This window comes from Rahnella variigena (assembly GCF_003610915.1).
Taxonomy (GTDB): Bacteria; Pseudomonadota; Gammaproteobacteria; order Enterobacterales; family Enterobacteriaceae; genus Rahnella; species Rahnella variigena.
The window spans coordinates 1822078-1835448 of record NZ_NSDJ01000001.1; the positions used below are offsets into that span (position 1 = coordinate 1822078).

General features: G+C 51.7%; 14 protein-coding genes. 11 read left to right on the forward strand and 3 right to left on the reverse strand.

The features are described 5' to 3' along the window. The first annotated feature begins 412 nt into the window (after nucleotides 1-412). The 7 genes from lepA to acpS all read left to right on the forward strand — a co-directional run bounded on the left by lepA (nucleotide 413) and on the right by acpS (nucleotide 6975). Nucleotides 413-2212: a translation elongation factor 4 gene (lepA, locus tag CKQ54_RS08355; protein WP_112288186.1), complete on the forward strand. Its 1800-nt coding sequence runs from the start codon at nucleotides 413-415 to the stop codon at nucleotides 2210-2212. Nucleotides 2213-2239: 27 nt separating this feature from the next. Continuing rightward, complete coding sequence (lepB, locus tag CKQ54_RS08360) at nucleotides 2240-3217, forward strand: signal peptidase I (RefSeq protein ID WP_112288187.1); 978 nt, start codon at nucleotides 2240-2242, stop codon at nucleotides 3215-3217. Between the two features lie 210 nt (nucleotides 3218-3427). After that, a complete protein-coding gene (rnc, locus tag CKQ54_RS08365) occupies nucleotides 3428-4108 on the forward strand; it encodes a ribonuclease III (RefSeq protein ID WP_013576719.1) in 681 nt (226 codons plus the stop codon). Further along, a complete protein-coding gene (gene era / locus CKQ54_RS08370) occupies nucleotides 4105-5010 on the forward strand; it encodes a GTPase Era (protein WP_112288188.1) in 906 nt (301 codons plus the stop codon). The genes rnc and era overlap by 4 nt, the downstream gene beginning before the upstream one ends. Before the next feature lie 11 nt (nucleotides 5011-5021). Further along, nucleotides 5022-5759 (forward strand): DNA repair protein RecO, encoded by a 738-nt coding sequence (recO, locus tag CKQ54_RS08375; protein WP_113876186.1) that lies wholly within the window; start codon nucleotides 5022-5024, stop codon nucleotides 5757-5759. A 104-nt stretch (nucleotides 5760-5863) separates the two neighbouring features. Then, nucleotides 5864-6595, forward strand: a complete 732-nt coding sequence (gene pdxJ, locus CKQ54_RS08380; RefSeq protein ID WP_112288190.1) for a pyridoxine 5'-phosphate synthase — start codon at nucleotides 5864-5866, stop codon at nucleotides 6593-6595. Further along, nucleotides 6595-6975 (forward strand): holo-ACP synthase, encoded by a 381-nt coding sequence (gene acpS / locus CKQ54_RS08385; RefSeq protein ID WP_112288191.1) that lies wholly within the window; start codon nucleotides 6595-6597, stop codon nucleotides 6973-6975. The genes pdxJ and acpS overlap by 1 nt, the downstream gene beginning before the upstream one ends. A 21-nt stretch (nucleotides 6976-6996) precedes the next feature. On the opposite strand, the gene CKQ54_RS08390 is transcribed toward acpS, so the two are convergent. Both CKQ54_RS08390 and CKQ54_RS08395 read right to left on the reverse strand, forming a co-directional pair. Beyond that, nucleotides 6997-7251: a YfhL family 4Fe-4S dicluster ferredoxin gene (locus CKQ54_RS08390; protein WP_113876185.1), complete on the reverse strand. Its 255-nt coding sequence runs from the start codon at nucleotides 7249-7251 to the stop codon at nucleotides 6997-6999. A 102-nt stretch (nucleotides 7252-7353) separates the two neighbouring features. Continuing rightward, nucleotides 7354-8202 (reverse strand): MurR/RpiR family transcriptional regulator, encoded by an 849-nt coding sequence (locus tag CKQ54_RS08395; RefSeq protein WP_113876184.1) that lies wholly within the window; start codon nucleotides 8200-8202, stop codon nucleotides 7354-7356. Between the two features lie 142 nt (nucleotides 8203-8344). Here CKQ54_RS08395 and murQ point away from each other — a divergent pair, with 142 nt between their 5' ends. Genes murQ through yfhb form a run of 3 tightly spaced genes read left to right on the forward strand, consistent with a single transcriptional unit; the run spans nucleotide 8345 to nucleotide 11281 of the window. Then, a complete protein-coding gene (murQ, locus tag CKQ54_RS08400) occupies nucleotides 8345-9250 on the forward strand; it encodes an N-acetylmuramic acid 6-phosphate etherase (RefSeq protein WP_120160865.1) in 906 nt (301 codons plus the stop codon). Between the two features lie 26 nt (nucleotides 9251-9276). Beyond that, nucleotides 9277-10638, forward strand: a complete 1362-nt coding sequence (locus CKQ54_RS08405) for a PTS transporter subunit EIIC (protein ID WP_120161147.1) — start codon at nucleotides 9277-9279, stop codon at nucleotides 10636-10638. A 4-nt stretch (nucleotides 10639-10642) separates the two neighbouring features. Then, nucleotides 10643-11281 (forward strand): phosphatidylglycerophosphatase C, encoded by a 639-nt coding sequence (gene yfhb / locus CKQ54_RS08410; RefSeq protein WP_113876182.1) that lies wholly within the window; start codon nucleotides 10643-10645, stop codon nucleotides 11279-11281. Nucleotides 11282-11354: 73 nt separating this feature from the next. On the opposite strand, the gene yiaY is transcribed toward yfhb, so the two are convergent. Beyond that, nucleotides 11355-12506 (reverse strand): L-threonine dehydrogenase, encoded by a 1152-nt coding sequence (yiaY, locus tag CKQ54_RS08415; protein ID WP_120160863.1) that lies wholly within the window; start codon nucleotides 12504-12506, stop codon nucleotides 11355-11357. A 293-nt stretch (nucleotides 12507-12799) separates the two neighbouring features. Between yiaY and tadA the strand changes: the two genes are divergently transcribed. Further along, entirely contained in the window at nucleotides 12800-13363 is a 564-nt protein-coding gene (gene tadA, locus CKQ54_RS08420; RefSeq protein ID WP_120161145.1) for a tRNA adenosine(34) deaminase TadA, read from the forward strand. Nucleotides 13364-13371: the final 8 nt, after the last annotated feature.

Sequence of the window (13371 nt, forward strand, 5' to 3'; positions counted from 1 at the left end):
TTGTGACCGGATTGAATTAAATAAAAAAAGAAAAATAAGGAAGTGTTAGAATTAAAACTTTGTGAATTGAAATAATGTAATTTCTTTTATAACAATATATTAGATGTGGGAGTGCGTTTTTGTATATGGGCATTTTCCTAAAACCAGTCTGAGCCCAAAAACCCAGATAAAATGTCAGAAAAAAGTCAAGGCGACCTCGAAAGAACAGTCCGGAAATGAAAACAAATGAAAATGTGAGGATTTCCTTCAGAAAAAGCACGCATAATCTGGAGTTAGGATGTGCCGAGACTAGGTTTTCACGGTGCTGGCATGTAGAATGCTGCGACTTAGGCGAAAGACAGCCAACCTACAAACCGTCGCTGTATGTTCATGGCGAATGATTCAGAAATACCAAGGTAGAAAAACTTTTATAATGAAGCATATACGAAATTTCTCCATTATTGCCCACATTGACCACGGTAAGTCGACGCTGTCAGACCGTATTATTCAAATTTGCGGCGGCTTGTCCGATCGTGAAATGGAAGCGCAGGTTCTCGATTCTATGGATCTTGAGCGCGAGCGCGGTATCACCATCAAAGCGCAGAGCGTGACGCTTGATTACAAAGCGAAAGATGGGCAGGTTTACCACCTGAACTTTATCGATACTCCCGGACATGTCGACTTCTCCTACGAAGTTTCCCGCTCACTGGCCGCTTGTGAAGGCGCATTGCTGGTCGTAGATGCGGGGCAGGGCGTAGAAGCGCAGACGCTGGCGAACTGCTACACCGCGATGGAAATGGATCTGGAAGTAGTTCCGGTTCTGAACAAAATCGATTTGCCTGCTGCTGATCCTGACCGCGCAGCTCAGGAAATCGAAGACATCGTGGGAATTGATGCGACGGATGCAGTCCGTTGTTCAGCTAAAACCGGTGTGGGTGTGCCTGAAGTTCTGGAGCGTCTGGTGCGTGATGTTCCGCCACCGGAAGGTGATCCTGATGCGCCATTGCAGGCACTGATCATCGACTCCTGGTTCGACAACTATCTTGGCGTGGTTTCTCTGGTGCGTATCAAAAACGGCACCATGAGAAAGGGCGACAAAATCAAAGTAATGAGTACCGGACAGGTGTATAACGCCGATCGTCTGGGTATCTTCACGCCTAAACGTGTTGATAAAGACATTCTGAACTGCGGCGAAGTAGGCTGGCTGGTTTGTGCGATCAAAGACATCCTTGGCGCACCAGTGGGCGATACCCTGACGCTGGCTCGTCAGCCTGCAGAAAAGGCTTTGCCTGGTTTCAAGAAAGTGAAACCTCAGGTATATGCCGGTCTGTTCCCGGTCAGTTCCGATGACTATGAAAACTTCCGCGATGCGTTAGGCAAATTGAGCCTCAACGATGCTTCCCTGTTCTATGAACCGGAAAGTTCTACCGCGCTGGGCTTTGGTTTCCGTTGTGGCTTCCTCGGTCTGCTGCACATGGAAATCATTCAGGAACGTCTGGAACGTGAATACGATCTGGACTTGATCACGACGGCACCGACCGTTGTGTACGAAGTTCTGACCACCGGCAACGAAACCATTTATGTCGACAGCCCGTCTAAGCTTCCGGCGCTGAATAACATTCTGGAATTGCGCGAGCCAATTGCTGAGTGTCACATGCTGATGCCGCAGGAATATCTGGGCAGCGTGATCACCTTGTGTATTGAGAAACGTGGCGTGCAGACCAATATGGTCTATCACGGCAATCAGGTTGCGCTGACGTATGAAATTCCGATGGCTGAAGTAGTCCTCGATTTCTTCGACCGCCTGAAATCAACATCGCGCGGCTATGCGTCCCTCGATTACAATTTCAAACGTTTTCAGGCTTCTGACATGGTACGTGTTGATGTTCTAATCAACGGCGACCGTGTGGATGCACTGGCACTGATTACTCACCGTGGCAATTCACAGTTCCGTGGACGCCAGCTGGTTGAGAAGATGCAGGAACTGATCCCGCGTCAGCAGTTCGACATTGCTATTCAGGCGGCAATTGGTGCTCACATCATTGCCCGTTCCACCGTGAAGCAATTACGTAAAAACGTTCTCGCCAAATGTTATGGCGGTGACGTCAGCCGTAAGAAGAAACTTCTGCAGAAGCAGAAAGACGGTAAGAAACGCATGAAACAAGTGGGTAACGTTGAGTTACCGCAGGAAGCGTTCCTGGCCATTCTTCACGTGGGTAAAGAAAGCAAATAAATCCTCATTGAGTTGTAGGGAGTATGCATGGCTAACATGTTTGCCTTGATCCTGGCGATTGCAACGCTGGTTTCAGGGATTATCTGGTGCCTTGATCGTTTCAAGCTGGCACCTGCACGCCGGGCTAAAATTGCGAAAATTAAGGCTGAAACGGGCGGGGCGGTTGACGATACAACGCTGAGCAAAGTCGCGAAGCAGCCAGGCTGGGTGGAAACCTGTGCTTCTGTATTCCCGGTATTGTTAGTTGTGTTTGTGGTGCGTTCATTTATTTATGAACCGTTCCAGATCCCATCTGGCTCAATGATGCCAACGCTGCTTATTGGCGATTTCATTGTGGTTGAGAAATATGCTTATGGTCTGAAGGATCCTATTACTCAGACCAAGCTTATCCCGACCGGTGAACCAAAACGCGGCGATGTGGTGGTATTTAAATATCCGCTTAATCCAAGCGTGGACTATATTAAACGTCTGGTCGGTTTGCCGGGCGACCGGGTGACGTACGATCCGTTCAGTAAGCAGGTGACCGTTCAGCCAGCCTGCGACAGCGGCAAAAATTGCAACACGGCTTTGGCGGTGACTTATGACACCGGCGTTGCCAGCGATTTCGTGCAGACTTTCGGCCAGTCTTCTGGTGGCGAAGCCAGCAGTGGTTTCTTTGAAACGCCACCGACAGGCAATGTTCCGCAGGACGGTGTCCGTCTTGTTCAGCGTAATGAAACGCTGGGCAATGTCACGCATCGTATTCTGACTGTGCCGGGCGCGCGTGACCAACTGGGTGCATATTATCAGCAACCGGGCCAACCGCTGGGGACATGGGTTGTTCCTGCCGGCCATTATTTCATGATGGGCGATAACCGTGATAACAGCGCTGACAGCCGTTATTGGGGCTTTGTACCTGAAAAGAATTTAGTGGGTAAAGCGTCTGCAATTTGGATGAGCTTTAAAAAACAGGAAGGTGAATGGCCTACCGGTGTTCGTTTAAGCCGTATCGGTGGAATTCATTAATTAATGGTGCCCGTTAGCGCAGCATTATATTTCCACTCGTTGTAGAATATCCTTTCGGGCGATAAAAGTTGGCTCCCCTGATTTTACGTTTTTATTTAAAACGAACAGGAGGAGCCACTGCAAACGAAACAGCTTTGGATTGGCTTAGGGCGAAGCAGGCCTGTTCCGTATGCTGAAGTTTTTGACGCATTCTTGATCTATTGGTAACTCATGAATCCCATCGTAATAAACAGGCTTCAGCGGAAGCTGGGCTACACTTTTCAACAGCAGGAGCTTTTATTGCAGGCACTGACTCACCGCAGCGCAAGCAGTAAACACAATGAGCGTTTAGAGTTCCTGGGTGACTCAATTCTTAGTTATGTAATAGCTAACGCGCTGTACCATCGCTTTCCTCGTGTAGACGAGGGCGATATGAGTCGTATGCGTGCCACACTGGTACGTGGAAATACGTTAGCTGAAATGGCACGTGAATTCGATCTCGGAGAATGCTTACGCTTAGGGCCGGGCGAATTGAAAAGTGGTGGTTTCCGCCGCGAGTCGATTCTTGCGGATACGGTGGAGGCACTCATTGGCGGCGTGTTCCTGGACAGTGATATCCAGACCGTCGAAAAGCTGATTCTCGATTGGTACCGTAGTCGTTTAGACGAAATCAGTCCCGGTGATAAGCAGAAAGACCCAAAAACCCGTTTACAGGAGTTTTTGCAAGGTCGTCATCTGCCGTTGCCTTCTTATCTGGTTGTGCAGGTTCGCGGTGAAGCGCACGATCAGGAGTTTACCATCCACTGCCAGGTCAGTGGCTTGAACCAGCCGGTTGTAGGAACCGGTTCAAGCCGCCGTAAAGCCGAGCAGGCGGCAGCGGAACAAGCGCTGATACAGCTGGAGCTTGAATGAGCGAAGAAAAGAATTACTGTGGTTTTGTTGCAATCGTAGGCCGTCCTAACGTCGGTAAATCTACCTTGCTGAATGAATTATTGGGGCAGAAAATCTCCATTACTTCCCGCAAACCGCAAACCACGCGTCACCGCATCATGGGTATCCACACCGAAGGGCCATATCAGGCTATCTACGTGGACACCCCGGGGCTGCACATCGAAGAAAAACGTGCCATTAACCGTCTGATGAACCGTGCTGCAAGCAGCTCGATTGGTGATGTGGAACTGGTGATCTTCGTGGTTGAAGGCACTCACTGGACTCCGGATGACGAAATGGTGGTCAACAAACTGCGTGATTTGAAATCACCGGTTCTGCTGGCAATCAACAAGATTGATAACGTCACCGATAAGTCTAAATTGCTGCCACATTTGCAATTCCTGAGTGAGCAGATGAACTTCGTTGATATCGTGCCTATCTCAGCAGAGAAAGGCACCAACGTGGATACCATTGCAGCTCTGGTGCGTAAACGTCTGCCGGAAGCGGTTCACCACTTCCCGGAAGATTACATCACTGACCGTTCACAGCGCTTCATGGCCTCGGAAATCATCCGTGAAAAACTGATGCGTTTCCTCGGCGAAGAATTGCCGTATTCCGTGACCGTAGAAATCGAACGCTTCGTCAGCAATGAACGCGGCGGTTACGATATCAATGGCCTGATTCTGGTAGAACGTGAAGGCCAGAAGAAAATGGTTATCGGCAACAAAGGCTCTAAAATCAAGACGATTGGCATTGAAGCCCGCCAGGACATGGAAAACATGTTTGAAGCGAAAGTCCATCTTGAGTTGTGGGTTAAGGTCAAATCCGGCTGGGCAGACGACGAACGTGCGCTGCGCAGTCTGGGTTATGTAGACGACTTATAAGGTCCGCGCCTATGGAAGGCTGGCAACGCGCATTTGTTTTGCATGGGCGACCTTACAGTGAAACCAGTCTCATGCTGGATTTATTCACTGAGGGACAAGGGCGGGTACGCATACTGGCTAAAGGTGCGCGTGGCCGCCGGTCCAATTTAAAAGGCTGCCTGCAGCCTTTTACACCTTTACTGGTTCGCTGGAGCGGGCGGGGAGAAGTCAAAACCCTGCGCAATGCCGAGCCGGTTTCTCTGGCACTTCCCCTTTCAGGTCTGATGCTTTACAGCGGCCTGTACGTCAATGAACTCGTTTCCCGCGTACTTGAGCAGGAAGCTAATTACTCTTCGTTATTCTTCGACTATCTTAATTGTCTGCAAAATCTTGCCAGCGCCAGTGGTTCGCCTGAGTACGCTTTGCGTCAGTTTGAACTCTCGCTTTTACACCATCTGGGCTATGGCGTGGATTTCCTGCATTGCGCGGGCAGTGGCGAAGAAGTCAGCGACACCATGACCTACCGCTATCGTGAAGAAAAAGGCTTTATCGCCAGTCTGGTCATTGATAATTCCAGCTTCACCGGGCGTGATTTGAAAGCGCTGGCCAGCCGGGATTTTCCGGATGTCTCCACGTTGCGTGCTGCAAAACGTTTTACCCGCATGGCACTGAAACCCTATCTCGGTGGCAAGCCCCTGAAAAGTCGTGAGCTATTTCGCCAGTTTCAGGTCAAAAAGCCTGTCTCACCTTCTGACAATTCTTCCAGCTAATTCAGATTCCGGGCTACACGTCGCTACTCTCAAGGGTGTAAACTGCAGAAATTAGCTTTTCTGATCCACTCATAAATCAATTCATTCTCAAATCTGGAGCTGTTATGGCTGAGTTGCTGTTGGGCGTTAACATTGATCACATCGCGACACTGCGTAATGCACGCGGTACGGCTTACCCTGATCCGGTTCAGGCGGCATTCATCGCTGAACAGGCTGGTGCTGATGGGATCACCGTCCACCTGCGTGAAGATCGCCGTCATATCACCGACCGCGACGTGCGCCTTCTGCGTCAGACTATCCAAACCCGCATGAATCTCGAAATGGCTGTCACCGATGAAATGGTCGGGATTGCCTGCGAAGTTTTGCCGCATTTCTGCTGCCTGGTGCCGGAAAAACGCGAAGAAGTGACTACCGAAGGTGGTCTGGATGTTGCCGGTCAGATAGATAAAATGACCGTTGCCGTTTCCCGTCTGAGCGAAGCGGGCATTCTGGTTTCCCTGTTTATCGACCCGGATTTGCGCCAGATTGATGCTGCCGTCGCGGTCGGTGCGCCTTACATCGAAATTCATACCGGTGCGTATGCGGAAGCGAAGACTGACCTTGAGCGTCAGGCTGAACTGGAACGTATTAAGCAGGGTGCAGCTTATGCAGCAGGCAAAGGTTTGAAAGTAAACGCCGGTCACGGGCTGACGTACCATAACGTGCAGCCGATCGCGGCACTGCCGGAAATGCATGAGCTGAATATCGGCCACGCTATCATCGGTCAGGCGGTTATCGACGGCTTATCCGGTGCAGTACGTGAAATGAAAAATCTGATGAGAGAAGCCCGCCGGTAATGAGCATTTTAGGTTTAGGTACGGACATTGTTGAAATTTCCCGTATCGAAGCAGTGATTGAACGCAGCGGCGACCGGCTGGCGAAGCGTATTTTATGCGCCAATGAATGGGCTGTTTATCAGCAACATCAGCAGCCGGTTCGTTTTCTGGCGAAGCGGTTTGCCGTCAAGGAAGCCGCAGCTAAAGCGCTGGGAACCGGTATTCGCAACGGCCTGGCATTTGAGCAGTTTGAAGTAGTCAACGATGTGCTGGGTAAGCCGGGGCTGGTTTTTCATGCCCGCGCGGCAGAAATGGCGGCGGAAATGGGCGTGAAATCGGTACATGTCACGCTTGCCGATGAGCGCCGTTATGCCTGTGCGACGGTTATTATTGAAAACTGATTTGTTGCATCATTCCGTCGGTTAAACGGCGTGATGCAATACCACAAACTTATCCCAAAGCTGTTCGTTAGTTTCGGTGTGTTGCGGATTGATGATGATGGTATTGTCGATTGGGCAGACGCTCTGACAGGTCGGTTTGTCGTAATGACCGACACATTCCGTGCAACGATCGCTGTCAATTTCGTAAATATCATTGCCCATCGAGATCGCCTGATTCGGGCACTCCGGTTCGCACATATCGCAATTAATGCATTTGTGTGTGATCAGCAGGGCCATGGCGTTTTCTCATATCGTTCAGTCATCAGGGCGCGCAGTATAGCAGAATTGCGCTGGCACAGGATCTACGTCAGTGCCTTTCCGCTCCCCGAATGATCCTGATCAAACCAGCTTTTTGACCAGTTCTTCGCTGTGGCGGATCCGCTCCGGTGCATGTTCGGTATCCTGCTGAACCAGCGCAACAAAAAGCAGATCGGTCAGTGAATATTGTGCCGTTGTGGCCGACAGCGCGGCTCCGCGTGTGGTCGGTAATTCTGCGACGGTGTACAAACAGTGATCGGCCTGTTGTTGCAGGGTATTGGGTGAAAACCCGGTGATCGCCAGCACCTTAGCGCCACTTTCCCGGGCAACCCGTGCCGCCAGATTGATTTCGCTGCGTTCACCGCTGAACGAAATCGCCAGCAATAAATCTTCCTTTGAAAGCGCCTGAGCTGTAGCAATCAGCACATGTGTGTCCGACTCCGCGATGGCCGTGACGCCAATTTTCAACAACTTATACGCCAGATCCTTAGCCACCAGTCCGGATGCCCCGATGCCCGTCAGAATGATTTTTCGGGCACTGCTCAGCATCGACAATGCGATTTGCAAACGGGGCTCGCTATTGATATCGAGCGTTGCGCGCAAAGCCGATTGTTTTTCTGTCAGCAGTTTCTCGCCCACAACGTGCAGACTGTCGGTGCTCAGGATCTGATTATGTACGGTGACAGGTTCGCTGTTCTTGGGGGATGCCAGGGATTCACTCATAGCGAGTTTCAGCGCAGGAAAGCCTTTATAACCGAGTTTTTGCGCGAACTTCACCACGCCAGACTGGCTGACTCCCGCCATTTCGGCCAGTTTTTGTGAGCTCATATGACGCGCTTTTTCCGGCTGAGCCAGTAAAAAATCAGCCAGTTTACGGTCATTTTGTGCCAGTGTCGGATACAACTGGCGGATACGGATCATACAACTCATGGTGGCTTATCCCGGCTTCTCAGAATACGTAGGTCACGTTTTGCGGATTATGTTATCTAAAATAGCAAATATTCCTCGCAATGATGAATAAAATATTCAAGTATTATGTAATAAATTTGAATTAAAAATTCAGGAGAAAAACATGAACAGCCCCCTTAACTTAGGCGCACTCGTTTCCGAGAGCCGTAATCCGGATACGATCAACTTAGATGAGATGTCTTCACTGGAATTAGCCACCTGTTTCAATCAGGAAGACCGCAAAGTCCCTGAGGCCATCAGTAAAGTTCTGCCGCAAATTGCGCAGGCGATCGATAAAGCCGCGGCCTCATTTAAAGCGGGCGGTCGTCTGATTTATCTCGGCGCGGGGACCAGCGGGCGTCTGGGCGTTCTCGATGCATCGGAATGTCCGCCAACGTTCGGCGTGCCGCACGGCATGGTTGTCGGCCTGATTGCCGGTGGTCCCGGTGCATTACTCAAAGCGGTGGAAGGGGCCGAAGACAGCGAAGCGCTGGGTGTTGAAGATTTAAAGAATCTGCATCTGAGCGCGGATGACACCGTTGTCGGATTAGCGGCGAGCGGCCGCACACCTTACGTGATCGGCGCGTTGCGCTACGCCACGGAACTGGGTTGTGCCACGGTGGCGATTTCCTGTAATCCGGATTCACCGATTGCGCAGGAAGCGACGATCGCCATTTCTCCCGTTGTCGGGCCCGAGGCGCTGACCGGTTCCACTCGTCTGAAATCCGGTACTGCGCAGAAACTGGTACTGAACATGATTTCTACCGGTGCGATGGTGAAAACCGGCAAGGTATATCAGAACCTGATGGTCGACGTGAAAGCGACCAACGTCAAACTGGTCGATCGTGCCTGCCGCATCGTTGTGGAAGCTACCGGCGCGGCACGCAGTGATGCTGAACTGGCGCTTTCTCAGACTGATTTCGAAGTGAAACCGGCCATTCTCATGTTACTGGCGGGCATTGATGCACCACAGGCAAAAGCGCGTCTGGAGCAACATAACGGCTACCTTCGCGCCGCGCTGGCGGGCTAAATCAGGAGAAAAGCATGGCGACAGCAATGGATAAAACTCACCTGCTGGCTTCTAAGATTTTGCAGGGGGTGGGCGGCGAAGGGAATATCAGCAAGCTGGAAAACTGCATGACTCGTGTGCGCGTGGAAGTTTATGACGATGCGCGTCTGGATCTGGCCAGCCTGAAAACGCTGGAGGGGATTAAAGGTTATCTCAGGCAGGGCGAGCAGCATCAGTTTATCGTCGGGCCTGGGGCAGCAGCCAAAGTCGTGGACGCCATGCGTCAGTTGCTGAGCCCTGCGGGTGCGGCGGGTGAAAGTGATATAGCCCGCAACAAAGCCAATGCCAAAGCCAAATACTCAGCGCCGATGAGTGGCGCGCTGCGAAAACTGGCGGATGTTTTCATTCCGCTGATCCCGGCATTTATCGCTTCAGGTCTGATTATGGGCATTATTAATCTGCTCAAAAGGCCTGATATCGCCGGTTCCATTGCGACTGATTATCCTAATGTTCTCGGCCTGCTGGCGATATTCGGCGGCGCCGTATTTGCCATCATGAATATTCTGGTCGGCGTGAATGCTGCCCGCGTGTTTGGCGGTTCACAGGCCATGGGCGGCGTGATGGCGGGGATCCTTTCCAGTCCGGCGCTGGCGCAAATTACGCTGTTTGGCGAAACATTACAGCCCGGGCGTGGCGGGGTGATTGCTGTCTTGCTGGTCGTCGCGCTGATGTGCTGGCTCGAAAAACGGCTGCGCCAGTGGCTGCCGGAATCGGTCGAACTGATCCTCAATCCGCTGATCACCACGCTTATCACTGCGACGCTGGCAATTGTTATCCTCCAGCCGATCGGCGGTTATATCTCTGACGGCATCGCGCATGGCGTCAATATTGCTATCGACAAAGGCGGATTACTTGTGGGTGCAGTGCTGGCCGGAGCCTTTCTGCCGCTGGTGCTTTCCGGGCTTCATCAGGGGCTGGTGCCCATCCACGTAGAGCTGATTCAGGCGCACGGCTCCAATCCGCTGTTGCCCATTCTGGCGATGGCGGGTGTCGGACAGGTCGGCGCGGCGATTGCGGTTTACATGAAAACGCGTAACGCACGGCTGAAAAAAGTGATTAAAGGTGCGCTGCCGGTGGGAATACTGGGCATCGGCGAACCGTTGATTTTCGGGGTGACGCTGCCGCTTGGCCGGCCATTTATTGGCGCCTGTCTGGGCGGAGCCGTGGGCGGCGCGCTAATCTGTTACTGGAAAGTCGCTACGGTCATCACGTTTGGTATTTCCGGGTTGCCGCTGGCGCTGACCATTATTTCTGGCAAAGTGATGTTGTATCTGGCCGGTTTAGTCATTACGGTATTAGCTGGTTTTATTTTTACCTGGCTGATGGGGTTTAACGATCCCGAGGAGTAATGGATTGAGTACGAAGCCTGATCGACGGGTGGTCTTTTTTGACCTGGATGGAACGCTGCATCAGCAGGATATGTTCGGAACCTTCCTGCGTTTTTTGCTAAAAAAAATGCCGCAGAACCTGGTTCTGGTGGTGCCTTTATTGCCGCTGATTGGAGCAGGACTATTCTTTCAGGGGCGCGCAACACGCTGGCCGATGAGTCTGTTGCTGTGGGCTATTACCTTTGGTCACAGTGAGGCACGACTGAAAGCGCTGGAACTGCAATTCGTGACTGCGTTTCGCGAAAAAGTGGTGGAGTTTCCGGTGGTACAACGCCGGTTGCGCGAATATCTGGACAGCGACGATACCGAAGTGTGGCTGATCACCGGTTCTCCTGAGAACCTGGTGCAGCAGGTTTATAACGCATCGCTGTTTTTACCGCAGGTACGTCTGGTGGGCAGCCGTATCGCCCGGGGTAAAGGCGGGTGGGTGCTGCCTCTGCGCTGTCTCGGGGAAGAAAAAGTCGTACAGCTCGAAAGCCGGATTGGCTCACCGCTTAAACTTTACAGTGGTTACAGCGACAGCAAGCAGGATAACCCGCTGTTGTTCTTTTGCGAGCACCGTTTTCGTGTCAGCAAGCAGGGCGAATTGCAGCAACTGGAATAAATACTGCGGTATGTTTCAGACAAAAAAACAGGCCATTTCTGGCCTGTTTTTATTTGGGCATGTCCTTTAGTAATCAGAACGCGGCTTTGAAAATCCCGACCACATCGGCATGCGTACCCTGAATCGGGTTAGTCAGTGCGCAGGCATCTTTCAGGGCATTGGTCGCCAGCGTATTAAAATCTTCTTCTTTCACGTTCAGGTCGCGTAATCCGGCAGGAATATCGACATCACGCGCCAGCTGACGGATAGCATCGATACAGGCTTTTGCACCTTCTGCATCACTCATCGCTGAAACATCAATGTGCATCGCGGCAGCAACGTCTTTCAGACGCGGGCTGGCAACGCGGGCGTTGTATTCCTGCACAAACGGCAGCAGGACGGCATTACAGACACCGTGCGGCAGGTTATAGAACCCGCCTAACTGGTGCGCCATGGCGTGTACATAACCGAGCGACGCATTGTTAAATGCCATCCCGGCGAGAAACTGTGCGTAAGCCATGTCTTCGCGAGCCTGCATATTTTTACCGTCTTTCACCGCGGTGCGCAGTGAGTCGGTAATCATGGTAATCGCTTTCAGCGCACAGGCATCCGTTATCGGGTTTGCCGCGCTGGATACATAGGCTTCGATCGCGTGGGTCAGTGCATCCATCCCGGTGGCAGCAGTCAGCCCTTTTGGCATGCCGACCATCAGATGCGGGTCATTGACTGACATCAGCGGCGTGACGTTTTTATCCACGATAGCCATTTTGATGTGGCGTTCTTCATCGGTAATGATGCAAAAACGCGTCATTTCTGAAGCCGTACCGGCAGTAGTATTGATAGAAATCAGCGGCAACTGGGGTTTAGCAGAACGGTCAACGCCTTCGTAATCATTGATGTCGCCGCCATTAGTGGCCAGCAGCGCGATACCTTTGGCGCAGTCATGCGGTGAACCGCCGCCAAGTGAAATGACGCAATCGCAGGCATTTTTTTTCAGGATCTCCAGCCCTTCACGCACATTGCGGGTGGTTGGGTTAGGGTTTGTTCCATGATAAACGCTGCTTTGCACGTCGCTTTTTGCCAGTAATTCCTGAACCTGTTTAACCACGCCGATATCGAATAACACTTTATCCGTGACGATCAGGGCGTGGCGGAAACCATGCTGCGCGATAGCGGTAGCCGCATCATTAAGCGCGCCAGAACCAATCACGTTAACGGACGGGATAAAGAAAGTTGCAGTAGCCATAATTGTTTTCCTTGTTGTCAGCTCTTGGTAGGTACAAGGAAACCTTAATATTGTTACCGGTAACATCATTTGATCTGGCGCAAGAATACGCAGATTAACCCGGCTAATTCCCTGATCTAATGACTATGAAATGTAAGGTTATTATCTGTTGGCATAAGCCATTTCTGCTATCAGAACCGCGGGTTATCATCATTAAGTAATACTTCCTGTTACCGCTGATGAACTGTACGCGCGATATCGATTATGGCCCGTGGGCGGGCGGCGCGAACAAAGGTATAATGGCGCGGATTAAAATGACTGAGGTTGAAGTGGCAGTGACAGAATTAGCAGAAATAAATGACGATGAACGCTGGATGCAATACGCAATGACTCTGGCGCTGAAGGCGCAGGAGGAGGGCGAAGTGCCGGTGGGCGCGGTGCTGGTTTTGGACAATCAGGTGATTGGCGAAGGCTGGAACCGTTCTATCGGACATCATGATCCGACGGCGCACGCGGAAATCATGGCGTTACGTCAGGGCGGCAGCGCGGTGCAAAACTACCGCCTGCTGGATGCCATACTGTATGTCACTCTTGAGCCTTGCGTGATGTGCGCCGGCGCGATGGTCCACAGCCGGATCCGTCGGGTGGTGTATGGCGCAGCCGATGCCAAAACCGGTGCAGCGGGTTCCCTGATGGATGTTCTGCGCCATCCCGGCATGAATCATCAGGTAGAAATTACGGCGGGCGTTCTGGCTGATGCCTGTTCTGAACAGCTGAGTGCGTTCTTTCGTTTTCGCCGCAGCCAGAAAAAAGCGCTGCGGCTGGCAGAGCGCGCAGCTCAGGCCGGTGACATCACTTCTGATAATCCCAAAGAATAAGGCTGTTC